The organism is Paenibacillus glufosinatiresistens, from assembly GCF_031470375.1.
Taxonomy (GTDB): Bacteria; Bacillota; Bacilli; order Paenibacillales; family Paenibacillaceae; genus Paenibacillus_AQ; species Paenibacillus_AQ glufosinatiresistens.
The window spans coordinates 1-25,635 of record NZ_JAVFHT010000029.1; the positions used below are offsets into that span (position 1 = coordinate 1).

A 25,635-nucleotide genomic window follows, 5' to 3' on the forward strand; every position below is an offset into this window, starting at 1 on the left:
GTTCCTGGCTTGCTTGATCCAGCGGTCTAAAGCAGAAGCCGTGAGGTCATATTCCTCCACAATGGCTGCTCTGGATTGGATTGTCAACAGTAAATCAGACAACTTTTTTAAGGGCTTCTTGGCGATACTGAACAGGCGTCAGGTAACCGAGCGTTCCATGAATACGGTGTCTGTTGAACCAATTGACGTAATCGTATAGCTCGATTTGCAAGTGCCGAAGACTCTGGAATTCCGTTTGATTCACAAACTCCGTTTTTAAGATTTTGTAGGTCGCTTCGGCCACGGCGTTGTCATAGGGACAGGCCTTCTTGCTGAGGGAACGTCCGATTTCAAAGGTTTGTAGAAGCTCGTCCATCGTTTCACTTTTAAACTCACTGCCACGGTCGGTGTGGAACCACTCAATTTGACGCAGATCGCCCTTTACTGTAGCAAAGGCGCGGGAAATCAGAGCCGCATCCTTGTTTGGCCCTGCGCTGTGTCCCACGATTTCGCGATTGAACAGGTCGATAAGCACACAAATATAATGCCATATGTTCCGAACCTTCACATACGTCAGATCGCTCACGACAAACCGCTTAACCTTCTTCTGCTCGAATTCACGGTTTAGTACATTCGCTGCAGCTGCCTCGTTACAGGCTGTCTTACAGGGCTTATACTGAGCGATGGTGTAGGTCGAAACTAGCCCCTGCACCTTCATAATTCGTCCAATACGACGCCTGGACACGACAAATCCCTGTTCCTTTAGTTTCACTTTAATTTTGCGGGTACCGTAGGCTTTACGGTTCTTGTGGAAGATCTCCACAATCGCTGTCGATAGTGCATCTTCTGTCGTTCGTTCCTTTGCTTCATAGTAGAACGTACTTTTTGCGATTTGCAGGACGCCGCACATTGCTGATACCGAGTATTTATCACGGTTGTTCTGGATGATAGCTACTTTCGTCCCATGATCAGCGCGGCTTGCTTTAGGATGTCTACCTCCATTTGGAGACGTTGGTTTTCTTTTCGTAGTGCGAGGAGTTCATTTTCTTCTGGAGAGCGGTTATCCTTCTCCTTGAAGGAGCCTGTTTTCTAGGATTGCTTGATCTAGCGGTCTAAAGCAGAAGCCGTGAGATCATATTCCTCCACAATGGCTGCTCTGGATTTTCCGTTTTCATAGAGCTGCACCATTTGTTTTTTGAACTCGCTTGTAAACGTTCTTCGTTGTTGTTTGGACATTGTAGAGATCTGCTCCTTAGCTTGATAGGTTTATTCTACAAGCCCTTATTTTTTCTGTCCAACTAAGTGTAGACGATCCAAGAATAATCCTTTCGTTTTGCAGGTGGATATTCGCTTCTTTCATTGCTTGATTCGAATATATTAATTCCTTGATCATTTAGATACTTACCAGTGACAATACCAGCAACTACAGTTACAACTGCCGCCGCTGTAGCATACGCAACCGCTCCTTCTAATATACACGCATCCCAAAAACATTTGCCACTCGGGTCTACATACCTCAGCGGATTATTCACCACATACACATACGGATTCTGACTATCCGGATGGTTTATCCGGCCTTCCCAGGTATCTTCCGTAATAAACCGTCCTGTGCTGGGGTCATACCATCTTGCTCGAAGGTATTGAAGCCCGGTATCCGAATCCCAGTATTCGCCTGCATAGCGGAAGGCATTACGGAACGAGTCCGCCTCTTCCGTCATTTTATGAATTCACTAACTAATTATAATTGGTAATCAAATTCCAAGCGCTTTTGCGAGATTAAGTATGCCATAACCGTAATCGACTGCGTCTCCTTTGGGTGTTGCCGTTTCCAATAGTCTATTTTTAAGTTCATCATTAGTCATGTTTTTATTTGAAGACCATACAGCAGCAGCTGCCCCGGTAACATGTGGAACTGCCATCGATGTACCTGACATATAACCATATTTGTTATTTAATGTCGTACTCAATACATCTGTACCAGGAGCTACAATATCCAGAGCAGCACCTCTGCTTGAGTATTGAGCTACATTTAAGCTTGAATCAACTGCTCCAACAGATAGAACTTCAGAATAGATTGACGGATAGTTGATATTGTCGTTTCCAGTATTACCGATGCTGGAAATTAAAAGAATTCCCTTAGAATAAGCCTTTTGTATTTCGGAATGTAGTGCATCACTTTCGGAAGTACCGCTAAAACTCATGGATATGATGTTAATTTTGTTTTCGATGCACCAATCAATTCCTTGTATTATTCGAGCATAATCTCCGTTACCGTTAGAGTCTAAAACTTTCACTGCGTACAAATCAACCTCTGGAGCGGCTCCTACAACCCCATAGAGGTTATTTTTTGCAGTAATTGTACCCGCAACGTGCGTGCCATGACCATTATCATCTAGATATGAAGAAGTATTATCCAGAATGTTGACACCGCCCGCTACTTTTAAATCTTCATGAACTGATACTCCTGTGTCTAGCACAGCAACTTTTATATTTTTACCTTCCTCTTTTTTTGAATTTGTTAGGTCTGCCCCGATAGCATGAATTCCCCAAGGGATGACTTGGGTATTGGATATTTCTTTGTTTTTATATTCGGTCACTTGTTTGGTTATGGTATCTATAGTTACGACATTATTACTTTCAATATATTTAATTGTCTCATCTTGTTTCATTCTTTCTGCTTCATTTAATGTTAGTTCAACAGACATGGTTTTAGAGTAGGGTCTTTTCTTTTCCTTATCTAAATTATATTTTGATACGAAATAGTCAAGGTTCTTGTCATCTTTAATTGTAATGAGGTAATTATTCTTGCTCGAAACTTGAGTTGCATTAGCTGTTGCTGTTATTGTATTGGATTGAAAGGACATTGCACTTAGCAACGTTAGTACAATAAAAAGTTTATTTAATGACTTCAAAAAGGGTTACCTCCACAATTATATAATTTTAAAAGAGAAGTTCGCTTTGTTTTCTGTTGAACTGAAATATCTTATGTGAAAATGGAGCGTCGGACGTGTCCACTTATAAACTTACCCAGAATGAGTGGAGTTTTAGTGGTTCAAATTTAGGGATTAAGAAATAAGAGTCATTCTCCAGATTTGTCAGCGAGAGTAGGAGCTTTAGTTTCAAGAAAATTTACAATGTCTTTGAGCACCGCTTCATTTTCTCTTACATAATCTCCGGGGGACGGGCTTGAAGGGAATAAACGTGTTAGCTGCACATGAATTAGAATGTTTTTGTATGAGAGAATCGAATTAAAATCACCCGTATTCCCTTGAATATCTGGCTTTAAATAAAGTAAATTGCTCCCTTGGTTTGAATTGGTATAAATCCAGCCAGTAATTACCTTATACCCATTTTTTTCGTCTTCGTAGGTTAAAAAATGCTGTGTGGAATCCCTAGCCTCATCATTTAAAGTCAGGTTAATCTTTTTACCAAAGGCAATTGCCTTATTAACCATAATTATGGTGGGGTTATCGAGGGTAGATTCGCTTAATTTCATTGGGACACTTGTAAAGTGTAGTTGGTCTTTAGTGGAACTCAGTATTTTTACATATTGATTGTAGGAAAGAACGTCCTGTGTGGTTATATTAACGTTTTTGCTTTTGCAGGCAGTTACCGTAAGCAATAGAGCTATAGTTACAATAAAATGGAACATTTTTCTCATTATGAGCCCTCCCATTTATTGAAGAACACTAATGGAATAAATGTGGTGTCTTAGACCCATTCATTCCATTAGTGTTTAAATTAATTATTTATTATTGCACACGACCGTACGTCTCATGCGTGTCGAAGTGCAAAGCATATATGCTACTATTACTTACAGGAGACCATCCGCCTTCATTCGAATTTGAAACTGTATTGCCAGTCGCAATAAAAGTTCCTGTGCCGTACGAATACATATATTCTTTATATTTTGCAGTTCCGTTTGCATAACCGCCAGGCAAACATGCATCAATAAAACCTGTATATCCAGGAGTAACATAAAGTGTATAGGCTATAGAAGAGCTGGATTGGGTAGCATTACTATAGGTATAAGAACCTCCTAAAGTAAGTCCAAGCTTTGTAAGATAATTAGTTTTTAGCTCAGCTGTCCCACTAACTTGAGTGGTAACTGACCATGTTGAAGTAGCTTGTTGCCCTTGAGTGTAATTTAGTGGCGCGGGAACAGTGCCTGCATTGTAAGCTTGAGTATGACCTACTTTGTAGTGATAAGAATCTTTAGAGGAGTAATCTATAGTGTAACTCCCAGGAATATATTCATAATACAAACTGTTGTTGCTATTCCAATAGTTATTCGTACTGACTCCACCAGTTTCAGTGGTAGTAATAATATTATTCCCGGTGAATGGAGAAACATCCAATGGTGTTACATTTCCATTTGCATCAGTTTTATAGCCTTTGAATGGTTTAACAGGATCTTGGGTTATTTCTCCTCTCGACCATATCCCCTTTAATTCATGTACAGGTTTATCATTTGCTGCAAAGGACGGAACGCACAGGAAACATGATAATACCGTTGTCATGTTAGCACTCTACTTCTTTTTTATTCCAAATTTATAATAATATTGGAACTTAAAACAAGAATACTCCCTATGGGCAATTATGTCAATTAATCTTTTTTTAAAATCACTTTGGCACTTTCATTGAGAATCAGTAGCATGGGTGATGGGTTGAATTGTACTAGTACTCCATCATTCTAAAAATAGTTAAAATCTGGAATCTATGATATAGTCAGAGTAAAAGAGGTGGACCGAATGAAACACCGGAACTATATCGTAGAACTGAACGCCGAGCAGCAAAAGGAATTAACCCAGATGTGCAGCAAGGGAAAACAGGCGGCGCACTCCATACGGCGAGTTCAAATCCTGCTATGGGCGGATGAAATCGAAAAGAGGGCAACCTTTCAGACGTAGAAATAGCCCAGCGCCTGAACGTACACACCAACACCGTTCATCTCGTGCGAAAACGATTCGCCGAGCAAGGAATGCAAGCTACGCTGGAACGAAAAAATGCGTCTGACCCCTCCCAGTCCTCCAAAAATTACCGGAGAACTGGAAGCGCAAATCATTGCGCTGAGTTGCAGCACGCCTCCTGAAGGAAAAAGTCGGTGCGGCATGGAACGTGCAGCATTTTCATCTTTAACGAACCGCTTGGCGGTTGGCGGCATGTGAGCGTTCGTCCGCACCGTGACTATGTCCTATTAACTTAATGGGTTCTGAAGGATCTGCTAAATAATTATTATAAATCCTAGGGGCTATATCATTTGCGGCATTATTTCTGGCCTCTTTATTGTTCCCCCCTCCACGCCACTGTATCCACGCGTTCATTATTGATACCAGCAATGTAGCTTCTTATTTCCGGTGTCCAGGTGGAAGAATCAGAATTTGTACCATGATTAAGTACACTCGATGCCCGCTCGGATTGACCCGTCCTTCCCATATATCGACTCCGCTTCCTCCGTCACTTTCGGGCTGCCCCAGATGTCGCAGTCGTGCGTGTACAGCAGGTAGGTACAGCAGGTAGTACCGCGTAAGCCGGTCTGCCAAGGGTCGGGTTCACCTACTGACAACTCTCTTGCTGCATCTTCTCAAAAAGAAGCCTCGAAGAGCATAAAACCAATTAAGGGAAAAGAACAAGTAATTACAAGCTATATTCTTCTTGCATTACGGAGAAAAACTCCGAAAGATATTTATATACTGTTCTAAAGAGATTATATCGAGTTCACATTCCTCTGAAGAACTTCCCCATCTAAACACAAAACCTCCCTCAATACATGAAGTTAACACCACTTTAAAGCAGTTAACTTCTTTGCCGGTGTCGTCTAAATATACCTTTTCTAATATAGACTTAATATAATCTTCAGTCATAATATCGTGCCTCTTGCTACAAAATATGGAGTATTTTTTAGGATTGCTTTTTACAATCTGCAATACGTTATAAAAGCTGTCGACTTTAAATTTTGCAATACTAGAGTAGCCCAACTTTCCATTCACCCTATACTCGATTTCAGGACCAAGATTAAGATTAGTTAGGGTTAACTCTGGTGCCACGCTCTTCCATAATTTTTGGTGTCTAAATATTCTTGATTTAACATCCGTTGTCTCAATAACACCAAACAAATAAAATCCATACTCTTCGCCAATGGCTTTCTTCCAAGTTATTTTGCTCAAAGTCTCACTGCAGACCTGCATAAATTGTTCCAAATCCTCAGAGGAAAAAATCATTGATCCTACAATACTGAACACACTCAATTGAGGCACATATCCAAGTTCCTTTTTGGCCTCATCTTTAGAAAACCATGGGAAACATAAGAATGCATCGTTTATAAGTTCGGTCCAATATTTCATAGATACCACCCTATTTCACCTATCGTAATTGGTCCCTTAATTCTAATTAGCCCCCATTATATCGACTTGCTTGACTCTCTGGTAAGTCAGCCGCCGGCGCTAAAGGAAGAACAGCCGCCCCCCAAAAGAAAACCTTGAAAGGCAGGTTGCCAATCAAGGTTACTCTACCAACATAGCATTTTCTATATCTACGTCAGTACCGCTATGAAACTACCACATTCCATCCTCTGCATCGTGTGATACAAATAAGATTCCTCTCTTAGTAACAATCACTTCTTTTGTTGTTAAAACCATTGTGTTAGGCAAATCTTCAAAGACCTTTTTCTTACTGAACACGGGTGTCCAACCTCACCCTTTTGACTTTTGATGCAGAACGTTGTTTTTTAATCTATGACACCTGTAAATTTGCAAAATTAAAAATTGTATAGAAGCGCCGATAGCATAAGTACAGCGGTAGCACCACCCAATATTCGTACGATAATAACTCCACTTTTATCTAAATTATTTCCTAAAAGCCCTTTTCTAGATGGATATATTAAACTCTTCAACCCAATTAAAAGAATAATAATTTCAATTAAAACTAACCAAATATCATTCATTTCCTCACCTTACTTTCAACTATTATTCATATTAGATTGAATAAGTTCTCGAAGATGCTTTTGATTTTTTAGCAATGTTGGAAGTCTAACTTCTGTTCCCTCCCTAGTTATAATATTCATTTCTTCTTCTCTAAAAGAAGCTATATGTGAATATAAAATAACCTCTTTCTTTCTATAAGATTTGTACTCTAACCTATCGTTATAAACTTTAATTTCGATGGTTTTTTGCCAGAAAACAAGTAAACTGGCTAGCCCTAGTGGCATTATCATTAGTACTTTCATTAAAAGCGGAGACTCCGTTTGATTAGAGAAAAAAAGTAAGATTAGCGCTAATAGAAAGTTGCCAATTACCAGAACATAAATCCACCTAGTTATTTTAAAAGACATTTAAGCATCACACTCTTCTTTTATAAAATATATACAAATACGTACAGATCATGAATTTTAAAGTTTCTCTACCGCTATATATTGCGGTCTAATGCTTTATCAAAGAGTTTTTAATCAGAAAAAGAAATATGATAATCCGTACTGGGACGATGGCTATACTATATAGGAACTTAAGTAGCTTCAAATAGACAATTAAACTTTGCCTAAATATTTAAAAAATGCCCAAGTATACTAGTAAATCTTTACTCGGGCATTTCTCGACTTACTTTTTAATTGTATGTTTCATATAGATCTTTTAAAAGCCCAAAGGTGTCGCCTAGGCCTGCTGTTGCTCCCCCACTGGCACCTTCGAGTAAGGCCTCTTTTTGACTAACCTTTCCTGATGAAAGATATTGTTCTGTTACACTTCCTAAGTATCCTCCAAGTGCTCCCCCTTCTACCGGCCTTCCAAGGCCAGCCCCTAATCCAGATATTGCACCATCAACCATCCCTCCTGCTATTGCTGCCCCAACATTCTCACCTTTTATCGCTGCTTTAACTCCATTAACAACAGCTCCATATAGCGCTCCTCCGGCAGCTGCAGCCAAAGCAGCAGGATTTTGTCCACTAGAATCGATATACCTCAGCGGATTATTCACCACATACACATACGGATTCTGACTATCCGGATGGTTTATCCGGCCTTCCCAGGTATCTTCCGTAATAAACCGTCCTGTGCTGGGGTCATACCATCTTGCTCGAAGGTATTGAAGCCCTGTATCCGAATCCCAGTATTCGCCTGCATAGCGGAAGGCATTACGGAACGAGTCTGCCTCCTCCGTCACTTTCGGATTACCCCAAATGTCGTAGTCATAGGTACTCAACAAGGTTTGGTCCTGTTTGTACAGGCTTACAACATCGCCATGTCCATTCAACAAATAGTATCCCTGTCCGCCCGACTGATTGGTCATGCTGATAAGCTGCGATCCCCGGATGTATCGAGTCTGGAAGCTTACGCTATTGCCGGAGACTGATCCTTCAGCGATGATATTCTGCCCGTCATAGTAGAATCGAGTGGTCTTCCCACCGCTAGTTCTTTCTCGCATCAATCCATCGCCGTCATATTTGTAGCTGGTGGCGATACCGTTGCGAGTTACGGACTTCAATTGATTGGCTTTATCATAAGTGAAGTTAACGGAGTCCGTACTAATAGACGTAGCTGTAGAAAGTTGAACGAGACGATTTCCTTTTTTGTCATAACTATACTGTTCATTACCCTCCGTGCTGGAAATTATGCGATCAAGCTCATCGTAAGCAAAAGTTTCTGTCTTGCCATTGCTGGTGCGCTGTGTAATATTCCCATTCCCATCGTAGGAATATTTGTATTCATTTATCACCGAAGAACCCTTAAGATGCTGGACCTTCGTTAATCGTCCAAATCCATCCTCATAGAAATACTGCGTCACTAATCCATTTCCATACGTAATCTTATCAAGCACACTGCCAGAGTATACGTAAGTGGCCTGCGTACTTTCCACCGCGGAAGCATTGGCTTTGAAGCTCACTTTAGTCAAACGGTTATCATCATCATACGCATACAGAGTAATTGCCCCAAAGGGATCGGTCATCTTCGTCCGATTCCCGGCATTATCGTATTCGTACTGAATCGTTTTGCCGTCTGGGTAAGTAACCCCGCGCAGTGTCGAATCCCGGTTGTATTGATACTGGGTGGTACCCGTCTCATCGGTCATCGACTTGCGCAGACCGTTCTTGTAGTAGGTGAACGTGGCGGTCACTGCACTGCCGACAGAGCCGTAGTCCCAGCCGGTCAGCTGGTTGCGCTCGTCGTACGTGTGCCGGGTCGGGTTGCCGAGCCGGTCGGTGCCATCCGTTAGGTTGCCGTTGTCGTCGTAGTTGTATGTCTCAATCCCGCTTGTCGCATCCGCCTTGGATACGCGCTGACCAAGCTCATTATAATCATAAGAGGCGAGGATCTGTCCATCGACAGATTTGTTCGTGATTTTTCTGAGTTTGTTATAGCCATAGGTAGCAGTCTGATTGATTCCGTTTATGTTTTGTTGAACTTCTGTTACTAATCCCAGTCCATTTCCTTTATAAGTTGCAGTGTTGTTGCGACCGTCTATGGTTTGAACTTGAAAAGGATCTCCTCCTACTTCATAGGCGATTGATCTTTGCAATACCTCACTCTTGGTTGGATCGCTGTTTAATTGTTTGATATTAGTCATACGTCCTAATTCATCGCTTGTAATTTCAGTAGTTGCAGTGGTAGATGACGTAATAGGACGTGTTGTAGTTGAACTGCGGAGCACGTCATTATAGGAATGCCCCAGAACTTGTCCAAGAGAAGTGGTCTCTTGCTTGACTCTTCCTAAATTATCGTACTCGTAAGTAATCGTATGATTGTTGCCGTCCTTAACGCCAATCACTTCCCCCAGCCCGTTATACGTAAACGTCTGCTTGGTCACCGGGGTGTGCGACGCGGTCGTGCTGTCCATCACGGTATTGGCCGCCGGAGCCTTCACCTCGCGGATGCGTCCGAGGCCATCATAGAGGCTGACCGTCTTGTTGCCTTCCTCATCGACTCCCTGCACGGTATACGTCTGGTTCGCCGTGTCGTAGGTGTAGCTGAACGTCCGTTCCGGCTTGGCCGATTCGCCGCTCACCATCGACGATTTAATCTTTGTGACCCGGCCGGTCAGGTCATATTCCGTTTCGTATTTGCGGCTGGAAGCCGCACTCGTGCCGGCCTTGACGGCATTGGGATCCAGATAGCCCTTTTCCCAGCCGGTGCCGGAGGTGAACTCATACTTCTCCTCAATAGTGCGCGTCGTTCCGTTCTTGGTCACATTCTGCTTCACGCTGACCGGGAACAGGCTGTTGCTGTCATAGGTATAGGTGGTCAGTTGGCTGCGGTTGTTCTCCAACAGCCGCTTGGTCGTCAGTACGTTGCCGTAGGCATCGTAGGTGAATTCCGTGGTATCCGTCTGCTCGGCGGTATCCGTCGGCTTGTTCTTGTACTTCTGTTCCACCTTGCTGACTTCCGGTTTGGTCGGGGAGACGGTCTGAATAATTTTCTCCGTAACCGGGCTGCTGCCGGCGGAACCGTAAGCCGTCGTCTTGGACACCGGGATGCCCCGGAAGGTGCTGTGATAGGCATAGGTGGTCTTGTAGTTCTTGGGGTCGGTCTCGGTCAGCACATTGCCGTAGGGGTCATAGGTGTATTGGTACTCGGTGTAGGAAGAACCCTGACTGCCGTCGATACTGTAAAAAGTATCCCGCACCGCTGTAGGCAGCTCCACCTGCGCATCATAGCTGTACGTTGTGGTCTGCTTATATTCGCCCTGCTTCTCTGCCGTATAAGAGGTCAGTAAATACTTGCTGCTATAGGTCTTGCTCTCTACGAGCCGATCCTGGGAAGGCGAAGCCGTATCCGGATCGGTGAATGTCCGCATGCTGTTGGTCACGCTGAAACTCGCGGTCCGGTTATCCGGGTCCGTCTCACCGGAGACCCCGTAGCCGGAGAAGTTTTTGGCATCATAGCTATACTTGGTATATCCGGTTCTCTGGGCCGTACCGGCCGGCCCTTTCAGGCTGTCATACCGCTCGGACAACCGGTAATACTCCAGATACCCGGCTGCGCCGAGGAACTTTTTCTGCGGAGTATTCTCGTAGCTATAGTTGCTGGATGCGCCGGTCGGATAGGTCACCTTGTTCAATAGCGCATACACGATCGAGCCGTTCGCTTTTGTCGTATCAGCCGTTTCGTAATCGAAAGCCGCCGTCTTCGGACTGTACGTATACGAGGTCGTCAGCTTCTTGCTGTTGGCGCTGTTTGCACTGTCGATCGAGGTGTAGGTGTCTACAGAGGACAGCACCATTTCATTCGTCTGCCCCGCAAGGGCCGTCTTGTTGTAGACCAGCTTGCCGCTCTTCGTTCCGTCAATGGGGTACGTAACCGTTACTGTATTGGCATCCGGATAGTCAAAAGCAATAACCCGGCCGCCGGTACTGGTGATCGAGGCAATGAGCGGAACACTGGTTCCGCCGAAGACCGGTTTGGTGACATAAGCTACTGCGACTTCGTTGCCATAGGCATCACGGGTACCGATCCAGCGTCCGCTGTCATCAAAATAGACGGAGGTCTGGTCCAGGTCGGTCAGCTTGTAGGCAGCCGTCATTCCTCCGATCGTCCCGGAGGCAGCGGAGAAGGTCTTGTCCTGGAGCGGGTAGCCCTCAATGATACGGGCAGAGCCCGTTCCCGCGATGCGGTAGACGTTGCCGTCGGTCATATGCAGGAACGGCTCCGTTCCTCTGAATTCCACAGAGGGGAAGGCGAAAGACCAGCCCGCCCCCAGGTTGTAACGCTTCTCGTTCCAGGTGTACTTGTCCCAGGATGAATCGTTGCTGTAATAATAAGGCGCTGAAGTATTCGAGGTAATGGCCCTCGGATTGCTCAAATTACTGTCGCGCGTGCTGTAAACTCGGGTAAGCGATACATCCAGGCCGTTACGTCCCGGGAAGACCAGATCCGTTGCCGTCAAGGTCATCGTCCCGGTCAGATTGGATACCTCCTCCCCTCCGGCAATGCCGTTATTTGGCGTATTGACCGCGATATCGTAGATGGCCTTAGTCGTCGCCAGATTGTTCAGCGCCACCGAATTGTCGGCAGAATCGGCATAGACGCTGCTTCGCTCTGCGGGAATCCCCTGCGTAAGCAGGGTGACCGATAACAGAGCAGCCAGCACTCGTGCAGAACCCCTTTTACCAAATCTACGTTTCTTCAAACTGCTTCCCCTCGCTTCTCATCGAATATGAAATCGGAGTCTCTCAATTTGGTGTAATGTTCAAGCTGGCCTTATCGAAGTAGACGCTGCCCTGACCGCCTGTGCCCGTTCCTTTGATGCCGGTCATGATCTTGATCGAGACCGCCCCGTCGGGAGCATTGCCGCCCAGTACGAGACTGCCGTAGTTTCCAGCCTGATTGCCGGTCTGTTCAATCCAGCCCAGACTGCCCCCATTCTCGTCAAAGAACTGAAGGGCCAGTACGGCAGCAGCGTTCGCCAACCCGTCCGCCCGGTAAGCGACGCTTGCCGTATAAGGCTCGCCCGCACCGATTCCGTGAGTCTGATGAGCGAAGGAATAAGCTCCCGCTCCTTGGTTCTGAGTTGTAACCCGAATTGCCCTTGTTCCTTCAAACGCTTCGGTAACGGAGCTGAAGCTTGCCGTTGCCCCCGTTGCTGTATAGGTAGACCAGGCATGCGGTGCACCGTCGTCCGTTACCTCGAAGCCCGGATTCCACACTTGGTTGCTGTCCTCGTATTCCAGCTTGATCTGATCGGCGAACACCGTTCCGGCTGCCCCTGAACCGGTCGATTTAATCTTGACGTAGACCTTGGCAAATACGGTCCCCTCCGGAATCCAACCTTTCTTGAGCAGCGTCTCATAGCCTGAGGATACCCCTGTAGAGGTCTGCTCATAGCTGCCGAGCACCGTCAGATCTCCTGCCAGAAATTCAACGGATAGGGCGGCCACTGCCTGATTCAGGCTTTGCTTGTTGATCTTGCCGCTTAGCCGGAACGGTTGTCCCGCATTGACCCCGATCGTCTGGTAGACAAAATCGCTCTTCCAAGCGGCAAGGCCGCTTACCGTCAGTTTCATGGCTTTTGTTCCCCGGTCAACCGGCTGATCGACAGGGGTATACGTTCCCGTACTGCCGGGCTCCGTATACGTTCTCCAGCCATAGTTCGGATCGGTCGGATTATCTGCGCCCGGAGTCGTCTCTGTGACCTCAAAACCGCCGTTAATCAGCAGATTGCTGCCGTTCGTATCCGGCTGCTCGTCAAGCTCGCGTCTTGTCAGATTGCCGGCCGCGTCATACGTGAACTTGATGCCGTCGCCGCTCTGCATCAGGATATATTTCAGCCGGGAGGCGGCATCATACGCATACTGGGTGAACTGGCGTTCGACCGTATCCAGAATGACGCTGTGCTCCACTTCATATACCCCGGCCTCCGAGCCGGAAGGATGGCTCGTCGCCAGCTCGATCCGGTTAAAGCTGTCTCCCCGCTTCATTACCGCGTAAGCTGTTCCGCTTGAAGCCATCAGCGTCTTCGGCAGGGTGAGGGCCGTGCTGGCCCTGAGCCATTTAAAGGTGATGAAGTCGCCTCCGGACTTGGACAATCCGGTAAAATACAGATTCCCCTGCGCATCATAGCTCCCCGAGCCATACAGCGCCTGTTTGCCCTCGCTTACGCCGGTGACAAGCAGATTCTGTACTTTGCCCGCTTCCGTGAACGTATACGCCAATAAATTCTGTTGATCCGAGGTGCCCCGCAGCGCCCCAAAGACCACGGACCGGCTTCCGTCATAGACACTCAGGAACCAATCGCGATCCGACAGGGTATAACGGCTCTCATCCACTGCCTGTTCGCTTCCCCAGCTCCAGCTTCCTGCGCTGTACGCCGCCTGTTTGTAGCGAATGCCCAATCCGCCGCCGGCATTGCCCGAGTTCCAGGCGACGAACAGTGAAGGCTGCCCATCCTTTACAGCCTTGCCGCGCTCGCTCGAAGCCGGCGTGTGCTGAAAGTCAATGGAGGGCCAGGTCGGCACTCCCACAGCGCCGCTGTCCAGTACGGTTGCAGCGCCCGGTGCACCGGCGATGCCAGAAGCGGAGATATCCATCCGGTTATACAGGGTGCTGTTGGCGGACGCATTGTTCTTGGAAGTCACAATGTGCACATTCCAGCCCCCGCCGGCGAGAGCCCGGTGGACGACCAGATCCGGATAATTGACCGAGGGATCGGTCGAGACCGTCACCGGTGTCCCGAATGTCCAGCGGTGAGAGGTTGGGTTATAGTTAGCCCGGACATACCTGACAGAGCCATCAGATGCCTTATAGACCACATGTCCATAATCATCCTGATCGATATAGAAGGATGCATTAGCAGCTGACAATTCGGAGCTTCCGGCCTTGAACCAGACGCTGTCATCCGGGCTTTTGCCGACAATCTTGAGATTCTTGCCGTCCCGGACCAGCAGCCATTCGTAACCGTCCGATGTATAATCAATCTTCTTCTGGTTGAAGCTTCCCAGAGCATCGGCATTGGCCGTCGTACTGCTCCAAGTCTGATCGGGAAGAACGTACTTCAATGTCAGAGAAGGATAGTCGCTCTGGGCGGTTGTATTGGAAGACACGTACTTCTTGACATTCGGGGCGGCCGCATTGTCGGCATGAAGCTCAATCCCGTAGTTCGGGTATAAGCCGTTCAGCCACTCTTCCGCCAGATCTTTAATCGCAAAGATCTGCTGCCCCTCGCCGTAGACCGGCGCACTGGCATAAGGATGTCCATCGGCATCCGGTGCATAGGCCGGCTGGGTATTCCAGGTCACTGCGCTCTCATCCCACGCGCTTGTAATCCGTTGCAATTCTACATTGGTGTAGGCATTATATTGATACTCTGCCGTCTGATTCAGGATCAGATAGGCCTCCAGAACTTGATACTCGCCTGCCGGAATCTGGCTGAGATCAAATTTCAGCAAAGTGCGGAACTGGTTGCCGTTCGTATCCTTACCTGTATATAGCCTAGGCTCGGAGCCATAATTGCGGTCCGGTTCATGGGCGTTTACCGTGGTATCCATCATGTTGTTGTTAACCCCGGTTAAGCGAATGGTCGGGTCAATGCGAACCGGATAGGCCAGGCCGCTAAGATCAGGGCGGAGATCCAGAAAGGTTTTTCCGCTTTCCGTACGTATGGTCTGGGATACTTCCCGATAGACGCCCTTGGCATCGATCAGCCAAGCGGGATCAATTTGCAGATTCCCCCATTTCAGGTCTTTCCCCAGTCCAGAGGTTACTTCATAGGTGAAGGAGGAAGGCGCGCTTGCGGATTCGAGCACAATGGTTTCTTTGAGCCCGCTCGGAATCAGCTGCAGGTCCACATAGGTTGCCGACCAGGCAGACGCATAGCGAATATAAGCACCCCCATTTTCATCCTTCTGGCGGACAGCATGGCTCGGATTGGCTCCTACGGGCACAAAGCTCAACCTGCTTTCTCCCTTGCCGATCTCATAGCCTTGCTTGAACTGCTTGCCAATCCGGATGTCGAACGGCACCTGAAGAGCGCGGAAGGCGTCTTTCGTCAGCTTCTGAAGATTGGGAGCCGTCCGCAGCTTGCCGCTGCCGTCCTTTAAGACGGGAGCCGGCACTTCAGGAAGCGCATCTTTGGACCACGGCACCTCCTGGGTCGCCGTCAATTCATTCTCGTCGGCGATCGACAGTGAAATGTCCTGCCAGTTGCCCTCTTGGTCCTGATAATGCAGAGGCTCGCTGCTTACAACCGTTTCATAGGTGTCTTTGCCAAGGAGGTAGGTCTTGGTGTTGAGGGTGCGCTTGTCTTTGAGCTCAAGCGATGAAGAGGGTTTATCAGGCGTTGGAGCTTTAAGATATACGGAGGAAGTAACGGATGATTTGGAATCGGCGTTCTGACTGTTTCTAAGCAAGGCATCCGGCTTGGAAGCAAGAGCTTCCGAAGTCGGCGGCAGTGAAGGCCGCGGCTCATCAAGAGACGATCCGGAAGTATACCCGGCCCGGCCTCCATATCCGGCCCCCCATACCGGAGTCGTTAAAACGAACGCCAGAACGAGCAAAATCAGGACTGTCGAATAGGCCTTTTTCTTACGATGCATGCTGTGCATTCCCCCCAAGTTAGAATAAATACCAAAAACCTGCCAAACGCTAGGTTTATACACAGATATATCTAATTCAAAACAATTTCGACAAAACTTCTGTTTTCATGTTAAAACGCCTATAAAATGAAATAAAAAAGCCTCCTATCGTTCGTATAAGCGAACGATAGGAGGCGAAGTTCAACCGTTTATCTATTCCGTTCTCCGGAGAATCCAAGAATTGAATCTTAAGATCGGGCCAAATCTATCTAAAGAGAGATTTACGGTATAGAAAGGTCGAGTTCCGCGTGGGTCTTTGGAACAGGAACGGATAACAGGCAAGAGTCCGGGCACTCAGGAAAAGCCCTCTCACGCCCGCCCCATCCACTCGCCAAAATCCCGGCGGATGCCTTCGGACAGCGCCGTCAAGGCGGCCAGCTCTTCCAGACCGGACGGATCGCGCCGGCCGACTTCCATCGCCCGGAGCACGCGGCGGACGGTGACGCCGCCCTCCCCCCGGGCGACCTTGACGATTGCCGAGTTCGCGGCAATCTCGCCTTCGCGCAACACGCGGAAGTAGAAGCCGCTGTACCCGGTCTCGAGCACCCGGGCCGGGAACTCGGCAGGCCCGTGCTTCAGCGACAGCTTGAAGCACGGATAGCGCGGCTGGCTGACCTGAAGCAGCGCGGTGCCGACTTCGTACAGGTCGCCGATGCACACCTCGGTCTCCAGCAGACCCTCGGTCGTTACGTTCTCGCCGAACGCCGCGCTGCCCGGCGGCCGGCCGAGCCATGAGGCCCAGTAGGCATAATGCTCCGAAGGATAGGCGCAGACCGCCTTGTCGGGTCCCCCGTGGTGGACAAGGTCGCCCTGACCGTCGCCCGTGATGCCATGAAACGCCACCCGCAGCGGCCCTTCCACCGGCTGCTTGTAGATTCCGGTCTCCACCGGCTTGCCCCGGTACTCCACCGGCGCCGGCTGGCCGACGCTAAGCTGGATCACTCTCATTGCTGTCCCGCCTTCCTCTCTTGGTTCGGTCCGCTCTCCAGACGGTAAGCCAGGAACACTTCGTCCACATAGCGTCCCTTCAGATAAAACTCCTCGCGGAGGCGGCCCTCTTCCTCAAAGCCGCATTTGGCATAGAACCGCAGAGCCGGCTCATTGCTCGACAATACCCGCAGGCGAAGCTTGCGAATCCGCCGCTCGGCGGCAAGCTCCTTCATCGCGTCCATCAGAGCGGTCCCGAAGCCGCGGTTCCGCAGCTCCGGATGGACGGCGATATGGATTTCGTAGACATGCCGGTTGCTGGCCGTTCCGCTGGGACAGCCGAAGCCGAGGTATCCGCAGATTCTTCCCCGGTCCACGGCGACAAGCTGCGAACCCGGAGGCGCATGGAAGCGAAAATCCTCCGGCGACTGCCATACCAGCGGCGCAGGAGCGGTCGAATCGTTCCAGACGGCATGGTCAATGCCGATCAGCTCCCGGGCATCGCGGAATTCGGACAGCCGGATGCCGGCGGTTAGCGGTTCAGGCAATCCTGGACGTTGACGCATCATGAGTATTCTCTACCTGCCTCTCTTTATGCTGCTTCTACCAAAATCCCCGGGGAAGCAGCCGGGCCTCCCCTTGGCATTCATCCTTATCCGGACGTCCGTTCCGATCCGGCCGCCACCCTGCGGCTCCCCCGCAGCCCCCGATTTACCCAGGCATGGAGAGCAAAGAATCCGACCGACAGCACCGCCATCGCGCAGGCCAGCCACGCTGTCGGCGCGAGTCCGCCTTCATCGTACAGACTGCCCATGAAGAGCGGTCCAAGCACCCGGCCGACCGCCCCAATCCCGCCGCTGAGCCCGAGATAGAACGGCGCGCCCTGGTCGGCGCGTTCCGAGATAAAGGCCGGCATCGCGGGAGAGATCAGCATCTCGCCAAGCGTCGCCAGCACCATGGCCAGCAGCAGTCCCGGATAGGTCGGAATCGTCAGGATGACGACATAGCCGGACAGATAGAAGACGGCGCTGGCCGTCATCTGCGCAGTCGAGGTCGAAGCGCAGAGACGCTTGATCAGGCTGACCAGCGGCTGGGCAACGAAGATCAATACGCCGTTGAGCGTCCACAGCAGACCGTAAGCCCGCTTCGGCCAGCCCTCCGATATAATGAAGGGAGAGACGCCCGTGTTCCAGATCGAGTTGCCGACCAGAAGGAACAAGGAGCCCAGCGACATATACAGATAGAGCCGGGTGTTGCCCATCAGCGTCCAGGTCGAGGCGGTACGCGGCTTCGTCTGCGGACGCGGTTCATCTGCCGGTGCCTCCGGCTCCGCCGAACCCGGACCGATCCGCCGCAGGTAGAAGAAGAAGAATGCGGCGAAGGCAGCCGTGGTCACCCCGTTCAGCGCAAAGCTTGCCAGATAGGACACATCGGCGAGGAAGCCGCTGAGCGCCGTTCCGATGGCCACGCCGATATTGTTGGCGACATAGATCGTATTGAACAGCTCCGCCCGGCGGCGCGGAAAGCGAAAGCCGATAAAGGCTTGAATCGCCGGCATCGACAGCCCGTTGAACAAGCCGAACAGCCCCATCGCGCCGACCATGAGCGCCCAATGGCCGCTGACCGCCGGAATGGAGAACAGCGACAGGGCGGTCAGCGACAGGGCGCCGACGATCAGCCGGTTCACGCCAAGCTTATGATACAGCGAACCGCCGAGAAGCTGGCCGAAGATTCCGCCAAGCGATTGAATCAGAATAATGAACCCGGCGTCTTTCATGCTCCGGCCGAGTTCGTCGAAGACATACATGCTGACCAGCGGCCACATCAGCGAGCTGCCGACGGCGCTGATCAGGCTGGCGAGCAGAAACAGCTTGATCTCTTTAGGATAGTCATTCAGAAACTTCATTTGGCTGGTGTCCCCTATTGGTTGGTCTGTCATTCTCAATCTATCCAGTATTGCTTGATCGGAAGAAGAGGGCAAGCCTTTACATTGACGCTGTGAAGCAGTACATCCCATTCATTGTATAATCGCCCGGCTTATGAAGCAAAGACTTCTAAATTTGCTGTGAACCTCATGTTTCAGCCAAGACTTGCCAGGGTAATAAGGAATGAAGCAAACCCTTTCATAGTCGCCGTAACCCTACCGGTTTCGTTCCCCCGAGCCGGCTGAGTTCGGCGATTTTTTTGCGGGTTCATATTCTTCCGGTATGCCAAAAAGCTCTATCCCGAATCCCGGGATAGAGCCGTATGTCCATTTCGCCTCTCCTTGAATCCGAGGGATTAGGCGTGCTTCTTGACGCTCGCCGGCGCCGAGCCTTCTACCGGCTGCAGCGTTGCACCGTCCTTGCGCAGATAGGCGTTCCAGTAGGCCGCCGCTACGAAGATGGCCCCGCCTGTCAGGTTGCCGAGCCACACCGGCGCGAAGTTGCCGAAGTATTCGCCCCAGGAATAATGGCCCTCGAAGATGGCCGCCGGAATCAGGAACATGTTGGCAACAACGTGCTGGAATCCGATGGCGACGAACGCCATGGTCGGGAACCAGATGCCAAGGATTTTGCCGCTGAAGTTATCGGCGCCGTAAGAGAGCCAGACCGCCAGCGCTACCAGCCAGTTACAGCCGATGCCGGATACAAATGCCTGAAGGAACGTGGCGTCCAGCTTATGGCCCGCCATATCGACGACTTTGTCCAGATAGACGCCATCCGAGGTCAGGCCGACGACATGGCCGAAGAAATAAGCGACGAACAGTGCGCCGGCCAGATTGGCCAGCGTAATCAGCACGAGATTCTTGACGACTTCCAAGAGTGAGATCTTGCGGGACATCCAGGCCAGCGGCACGGCCATCATATTGCCGGTCAGCAGCTCGCCGCCTGCGAGCAGAACCAGGATCAGACCGACCGGGAATACAGAGGCTCCGATGAAATTCGCAATCGAGCCCCATTCCTTCGGCGCGCCTGCAATGACCCGGATATCGAGCAGGAAGCCCAGCGCAATGAACGCGCCGCCGAGAAAGCCGAGAATCAGGACGGTCAGGAGCGGATTATGCGCCTTCTTGATGCCGTTCTCAACCGTCACTTCCGCAATTTGCTGCGGTTTGTTGTAAGCCATCGTACTATCCCCTTCTATAATTACTTAAAATTTTTCCTTTTATGCCTTCTGCCTCATTTTAACCCGGAGCCTCATACAATAACGTGATAAATATCACGTTCAGAAAGAGTAAGTGAAAATTTTCACCAACACGTCAAAAAAGCACAGCGCCTGCCCGCACATGCCCCGCTTCGCCTTGTTCCGATCTGCCTTCTTCTCGGCTCGGAGCACCTCCGTCAACGCTCCGTCCGGGCACGACGCCATAACAAAAGGCCGTCCGGCAGGTGCCGGACGGCTGTGGTTAATCGTCACTTCTCTCGCTTATTTCGTTCCGACAAGCTCTTTGGTCTCGGTCTTCGCGCCCGTCTTGGGCAGCGCCTGCAGCCCGGCCGTGTTCAAGAAGTTCCACGGCTTGTTGTAATGCGGCTGGAAGAAGAAGTCGATGAAGGCGAGCTGGTCTACGGTCATTCCGTTCTGGATGCAGACGGACACGGTATTGATCGACTGCGTCAGATCCATCTTCGACATGATCTGGGCTCCGAGAATGCGGCGCGTGGACCGCTCGAACACGACCTTGAGCTGCACCTGCTCATGCGTCGGCATGAACTCGGGCCGGTAGTTGTCGGTAATCATCACGGCTTCGGCGTCGATGCCTTCCGCCTTGGCGGCATCTTCCGTAAGGCCGGTGCCGGCAATGTTGTCCTCGTAAATCTTGATGCCCGATGTTCCTTGAGTGCCCATATAAGGAATGGTCTCCGCAACAAGGTTGCGGGCAACCAGCGTACCCATCCGGACAGCGTTGGTCGCAAGCGGGATATAGGCGCTTTTGCCGGTCGGGTTGTAATGGATGGCGCAGCTGTCGCCGGCGGCGAACACATCGGGAGCGCTGGTCCGCATGAATTTATCGACAAGGATTGCACCGTTCGGCAGCATTTCGACCTGGCCTTTCAACAGCTCCGTATTTGGGCGGAAGCCGATGCAGAGAATAACCAGATCGCTCTCGTAGCGTCCCTTGTCGGTCAGGACGGTCGTCACTTTGCCGTCCTTGCCTTCAAATCCCGTCACTTTCTCGCCCAGCGCAAGCTTGATGCCGTGATCGCTCAGGCTCTGCTCAATCGGGCCGGTGAACTCGGCGTCCAGGTATTTGCTCAGAATCCGCTCTTCGGCGTCAACCAGCGTCACTTCCTTGCCGTTCATCTGGAAGGCTTCAACCAGCTCAACGCCGATATATCCGGCGCCGACTACCGTGATTCGTCTGACGCTCTGCGCTTTTTCAATAATCGTATTGGAATGGTTAAAGTTCTTGGAGAGCAGAATGTTGTCCAGCTCCATCCCCGGCAGCTTCGGCACAATCGGCCACGAGCCGGTTGTGACAATCAGCTTGTCGTAGGTATCGCCGAATTCTTCCCCGGTCACCAGGTTCTTGGCGCGAAGCGTCTTGGCCTTCGTATCGACCATCGTGACTTCATGCCGCATCTTGGTCTTTACGCCAAGCTCGGCCAGCTTCTCCGGCGAAGAGTAGAACAGCCCCTGCGGGTCCTGAACGACGCCCCCGACGTAGAGCGCGATGCCGCAGGACAGGAATGAAATATTATCATTGCGTTCGTAGACCGTGATCTCCGCTTCCGGGTAGAGCTGTGCTGTATTGACAATTGCCGCGGTGCCGGCATGGGTACATCCGATAACTGCTACTTTCATGATTTCTTCCTCCTCCAAAGGGTTGTTTCGTGTCTGATGTGATATTTTTCACTTTATGCACTTATTATATTGTGACATATATCACAAAGCAACTGTTTTTGTGCTTGTTTTCACAATGTTCACATTTACGCAAGAAATCTGCAAGCTGCGGAACCCTTAGAGAAACGACCTGAAGGATAGCGTTCCCCGAACGGCCGCCAATTATGAAGAAGCACAAAAAGCCCCGCAGCGCGCGACGCGCCGCAGGACTTCCCGATTGCTGCTGATGCAGAAATTGCCGCTTCTCCTAAGACAGACCGGCGATCCGCCCGTTCTCATCCACATGCACGGCTTCCGCCGCCGGCTTGGCCGGAAGACCGGGCATCGTTACGATGCTGCCGGTAATGACTACGGCGAATCCGGCCCCAAGCGACAGCGTAATATCGCGAACCTGGACCGTGAATCCTTCGGGAGCCCCGAGCAGACGGGGCTGATCCGAGAACGAATACGGCGTCTTCGCCATGCAGACCTGCAGCTTGTTCAGTCCAAGCCGCTCGATCATGGCCAGGCTGCGTTTGGCCGCCGGACTGAAGGCCACCGAGGACCCCCGGTAAATCTCTGTCACAATCTTCGTGATCTTCGCCGGAATGTCGAGTTCGTCTTCATACAGAGGAGCGAATGCCGCCGGCTTGCCTTCATCCAGCAGCTTCATTAGGGCCGCGGCCAGCTCCTGGCCTCCGGCGCCGCCCTCCGCCCATACCCGAGAGAGCGCCGCCGGGACGCCCAGCCGGGCGCAGGCTGCCAGCACTTCCTCCACCTCGGCCGGATGATCGCCCTCGAAGTGGTTCAGCGCCACCAGCACCGGAACGCCGAACTTGCCGAGATTCTCCACATGCCGCTCCAGATTCGAAAGTCCCGCCAGCAGCGCCGGCCGGTTCGGGGCATACAGCTCTTCCTTTCCCGCTCCCCCGTTGTACTTCAGGGATTTCACCGTAACTACGAGCACCGCCGCCGAAGGCGCAAGACCGGCCTGACGGCATTTGATGTCCATGAATTTCTCGGCGCCAAGGTCGGCGCCGAAGCCCGCTTCGGTTACAACGACATCGCCCAGCTTCAGCGCATAGCGGGTTCCGATCACGCTGCTGCACCCGTGGGCGATATTGGCGAACGGCCCCCCGTGCACGATGACGGGCGTTCCTTCCAGCGTCTGAACGAGGTTCGGCTTCACCGCTTCCTTCAGCAGCGCCGTCATGGCATCCACCGCACCCAGCTTCTCGGCCGTTACCGGACGCCCGTCCCGGTCATAGCCGACCAGCATCCGGCCGAGCCGTTCCCGCAGGTCCGCAAGATCGCTGCACAGACACAGCACCGCCATGATCTCCGAGGCCGTCGTAATCTGGAATCCGCTCTCCCGCACCGGCCCGTTGCCGTCTCCAAGTCCGGTGACAATGCTCCGCAGACTGCGGTCGTTCATATCCATGACGCGTTTCCAGACAATCCGCTGCGGGTCCAGACCGAGCGCATTACCCTGGAACAAATGGTTGTCGATCATGGCCGCCAGCAGATTATGCGCCGACGTCACCGCATGAATATCCCCGGTAAAATGCAGATTGATCTCGTCCGCCGGCACGATCTGCGCCCGGCCGCCGCCGGTTGCTCCGCCTTTCATGCCAAGACACGGACCGAGAGAAGGCTCCCGCAGCGCCGCCACCGTCTTGACCCCGCAGGCGTTGAGCGCCTGGGACAGCCCGATGGTAGTCAGGGTCTTGCCTTCGCCGGCCGGGGTCGGATTGACCGCCGTTACCAGTACCAGCCGTCCGTTGGGCCGGTCCTTCAGCTCTTCCCACAGCGAGGGCGCCAATTTGCCCTTGTATTTGCCGTACAACTCCAGATGTTCCTCCGAAATTCCCGCTTGCGCGGCCACTTCCGCAATTCGCTTCATCGTCTGCTGTTACCCTCCTGCCGCCTGATCCGGCGTCCTTGTCTTACCCGATCTTCCCCGAAGAGGACGGTGGGCGTCAAGGTTTATTTTCATAGACGGACCGGCTCTCCCTGCACCGGCCAGCGCAGCAGACCCTTGACGCACAAGAAAGAGGCGCAGACCAGCTGCGCCTCTCTCCTTCTGCCCAGGATGCCTTGGAGCATCCGAATCGTACAAGTCCATCCATCAGGAAGACTGGGCCAGCTTCACCAGCAGGTGAGCCAGCTTGTGCCGCTCTTCCTTCGTGCCCAGCTTCCACAGCTCCAGCAGCAGCTTCTCTTCACTGTTGCGGGGCTCCTCGTGGGCCGCCAGATAATCGGCTACCTTCTCCGCCGCCACGGCGAGCTGCTCCTCGCCGAGTCCGATTTTCTCCGCGAGGTGAATGCGCTTGCTCAAATATCCCTTGAAAGACTCGAAGTTCTCCAGAATCGCATCCCGCTGTTCCGGCTCAATCCGGTCCAGCGTCTCCTTCACCCGGCCGACTTCCACGCTGCCGTCCTTGCTCACCATATGATTATGTTCGGACATTGTGAACTCCTCCTTCCGGATTAACATCCGTAGTTGTCCACTACTTAACCGGAGGAGAAGAAGGTGAATCAGACCGGCTCCTTAAGCGAACAAAAGGCTCCGCCTCTGGGGCGGAGCCTGGCTCGTCCCGCTACTTGCTGGCCGGGACCGCATTCTCGTATTCCTCCAGCGTCAGCCCGCCGGAAGCGATGATTCCCGCCGCCTCCGTGCCGACATACCGGATATGCCAAGGCTCGTACTTGTAGCCGGTGATGCTCTCCTTGCCCTCGGGGTAACGGATAATGAAGCCGTATTCGGAGGCATGCTCCGCCAGCCATTCCGCTTCCTTCGTTCCGGCAAAACAGCTCTCGGCTGCGCACTTGCCTTCGCTTCCCGACACGTCAATGGCAAGCCCCGTCTGGTGCTCGCTGTACCCGGGAACCGCGCTGTAGGTCCGCGCCTTCTCTTCGCCGTCGCGCGCCGCATAGGCGTTGAACAGACTGCGCTGCGTCTTCTCCGAACGGTAGGCCGACACGCCGGCGAGGTAGACCCCGTCCTTCTGCGCCGCGCCGAACATCCGCTCCAGCGCCTCTGCCGCTTCCTTGCGCATCATCCGCTTCTCGATCTTCTCCTTGAAGAGGAACCGGACCTCGGGATAGACCAGATCATCCGGACGGTATTGGCCCGGCAGGCCGTACTGCTTGTTGACCATCACCGTTACGCTGTCCGGATCGGTAACGACCGACTGCGCTCCTCCGCCGGCGGCGGAAGAGGGCTTGGACGAAGGAGAGGCCGCGGGCACCCCGGCCGGCGACGGAGCGGGCGCCGCCGTCCCGTCCGGTCCGGACGAAGCAGCCGGGACCGCCGAAGCCGGAAGCGGCGATAAGGACGCTTCCGGCGGCTGGGTGGATTCGGCGCCTGCGCCGGTCTGCACACCGGTTCCGCCGCCGCCGTCGCGGTCTGCCCACTCCGACGGAAGGCCGTATCTTCCGAATCCCCAGCCGATTCCTATCACCACAAGGATCAGCAGGGCCATCACCAGTTTCTTATTCATGATGCAGGTACCTTCCTCTCTCAAAATACCGGCCCGGTTCATCTGCCGCCGGGCCTCTGCCGATCCGGGACCCGGGCCGGCTTACCGGCCGCTGCGCCCGCCCGGACGGCCGCCACGGCTGCCGCCGCTGCGTCCCTGACCCTGGCCGCGGCCCCCGAAGGAGCCGCCTTGGCCCTGACCCCCGCGCGGCCCCTGGCTCGCGCGGCCCGGCTTGCCGCCGCGGCTGTCCGCCGCCGGGCGTCCGCCCTGGCCCTGTCCGCCGCGCTTCGCAGCGGCGGGACCTGCCTGCGGCCGGCCTCCCCGGCCGCCGCCTGCGGGCGCTCCGTAGCCGCCCGCGTCCTTGCCCCGGCTCCCCGGCCGGGAGCCGGC

General features: G+C 51.9%; 17 protein-coding genes and 3 pseudogenes. 1 reads left to right on the plus strand and 19 read right to left on the minus strand.

The window, feature by feature from the left end:
- Positions 1–94: 94 nt before the first annotated feature.
- The 5 genes and pseudogenes from RBI05_RS18560 to RBI05_RS18580 all read right to left on the minus strand — a co-directional run bounded on the left by RBI05_RS18560 (position 95) and on the right by RBI05_RS18580 (position 4,499).
- Positions 95–1,215: pseudogene (locus RBI05_RS18560) on the minus strand (IS3 family transposase).
- Positions 1,216–1,475: 260 nt separating this feature from the next.
- Positions 1,476–1,670: pseudogene (locus tag RBI05_RS19325) on the minus strand (RHS repeat-associated core domain-containing protein); the annotation flags it as partial.
- 60 nt (positions 1,671–1,730) lie between these two features.
- Entirely contained in the window at positions 1,731–2,891 is a 1,161-nt protein-coding gene (locus RBI05_RS18570; RefSeq protein WP_310552123.1) for a S8 family peptidase, read from the minus strand.
- A 167-nt stretch (positions 2,892–3,058) separates the two neighbouring features.
- Complete coding sequence (locus tag RBI05_RS18575; RefSeq protein WP_310552124.1) at positions 3,059–3,640, minus strand: hypothetical protein; 582 nt, start codon at positions 3,638–3,640, stop codon at positions 3,059–3,061.
- Positions 3,641–3,731: 91 nt separating this feature from the next.
- Positions 3,732–4,499, minus strand: a complete 768-nt coding sequence (locus tag RBI05_RS18580; RefSeq protein WP_310552125.1) for a hypothetical protein — start codon at positions 4,497–4,499, stop codon at positions 3,732–3,734.
- A 231-nt stretch (positions 4,500–4,730) separates the two neighbouring features.
- Between RBI05_RS18580 and RBI05_RS18585 the strand changes: the two genes are divergently transcribed.
- Positions 4,731–4,889, plus strand: a complete 159-nt coding sequence (locus RBI05_RS18585; protein WP_310552126.1) for a hypothetical protein — start codon at positions 4,731–4,733, stop codon at positions 4,887–4,889.
- On the opposite strand, the gene RBI05_RS18590 is transcribed toward RBI05_RS18585, so the two are convergent.
- From RBI05_RS18590 to RBI05_RS18655, 14 genes and pseudogenes are all read right to left on the minus strand, one after another.
- Positions 4,880–5,143: a hypothetical protein gene (locus RBI05_RS18590; RefSeq protein WP_310552127.1), complete on the minus strand. Its 264-nt coding sequence runs from the start codon at positions 5,141–5,143 to the stop codon at positions 4,880–4,882. The genes RBI05_RS18585 and RBI05_RS18590 overlap by 10 nt on opposite strands.
- 496 nt (positions 5,144–5,639) lie before the next feature.
- Positions 5,640–6,323, minus strand: coding sequence for a hypothetical protein (locus RBI05_RS18595; RefSeq protein ID WP_310552128.1), 684 nt, complete (start codon positions 6,321–6,323; stop codon positions 5,640–5,642).
- 614 nt (positions 6,324–6,937) lie between these two features.
- A complete protein-coding gene (locus RBI05_RS18600; RefSeq protein ID WP_150459365.1) occupies positions 6,938–7,204 on the minus strand; it encodes a hypothetical protein in 267 nt (88 codons plus the stop codon).
- A 374-nt stretch (positions 7,205–7,578) separates the two neighbouring features.
- Positions 7,579–12,054: an RHS repeat domain-containing protein gene (locus RBI05_RS18605; RefSeq protein ID WP_310552129.1), complete on the minus strand. Its 4,476-nt coding sequence runs from the start codon at positions 12,052–12,054 to the stop codon at positions 7,579–7,581.
- Between the two features lie 82 nt (positions 12,055–12,136).
- Entirely contained in the window at positions 12,137–15,994 is a 3,858-nt protein-coding gene (locus tag RBI05_RS18610; protein ID WP_310552130.1) for a DNRLRE domain-containing protein, read from the minus strand.
- 348 nt (positions 15,995–16,342) lie between these two features.
- Positions 16,343–16,981, minus strand: a complete 639-nt coding sequence (locus RBI05_RS18615; protein ID WP_310552131.1) for an MOSC domain-containing protein — start codon at positions 16,979–16,981, stop codon at positions 16,343–16,345.
- Entirely contained in the window at positions 16,978–17,529 is a 552-nt protein-coding gene (locus RBI05_RS18620) for a GNAT family N-acetyltransferase (protein ID WP_310552132.1), read from the minus strand. The genes RBI05_RS18615 and RBI05_RS18620 overlap by 4 nt, the downstream gene beginning before the upstream one ends.
- Before the next feature lie 83 nt (positions 17,530–17,612).
- A complete protein-coding gene (locus RBI05_RS18625; RefSeq protein WP_310552133.1) occupies positions 17,613–18,866 on the minus strand; it encodes an MFS transporter in 1,254 nt (417 codons plus the stop codon).
- A 374-nt stretch (positions 18,867–19,240) separates the two neighbouring features.
- On the minus strand, positions 19,241–20,068 hold the full coding sequence (locus tag RBI05_RS18630) for a formate/nitrite transporter family protein (RefSeq protein WP_150456458.1): 828 nt from the start codon (positions 20,066–20,068) through the stop codon (positions 19,241–19,243).
- Positions 20,069–20,368: 300 nt separating this feature from the next.
- Complete coding sequence (locus tag RBI05_RS18635; RefSeq protein ID WP_310552134.1) at positions 20,369–21,745, minus strand: FAD-dependent oxidoreductase; 1,377 nt, start codon at positions 21,743–21,745, stop codon at positions 20,369–20,371.
- Between the two features lie 286 nt (positions 21,746–22,031).
- Positions 22,032–23,666 (minus strand): formate--tetrahydrofolate ligase, encoded by a 1,635-nt coding sequence (locus RBI05_RS18640; RefSeq protein WP_310552135.1) that lies wholly within the window; start codon positions 23,664–23,666, stop codon positions 22,032–22,034.
- 225 nt (positions 23,667–23,891) lie between these two features.
- A complete protein-coding gene (locus RBI05_RS18645; RefSeq protein ID WP_150456455.1) occupies positions 23,892–24,233 on the minus strand; it encodes a DUF3243 family protein in 342 nt (113 codons plus the stop codon).
- Positions 24,234–24,363: 130 nt separating this feature from the next.
- On the minus strand, positions 24,364–25,266 hold the full coding sequence (locus RBI05_RS18650) for a M15 family metallopeptidase (protein ID WP_150456454.1): 903 nt from the start codon (positions 25,264–25,266) through the stop codon (positions 24,364–24,366).
- Positions 25,267–25,347: 81 nt separating this feature from the next.
- Positions 25,348–25,635: pseudogene (locus tag RBI05_RS18655) on the minus strand (translation initiation factor IF-2); the annotation flags it as partial.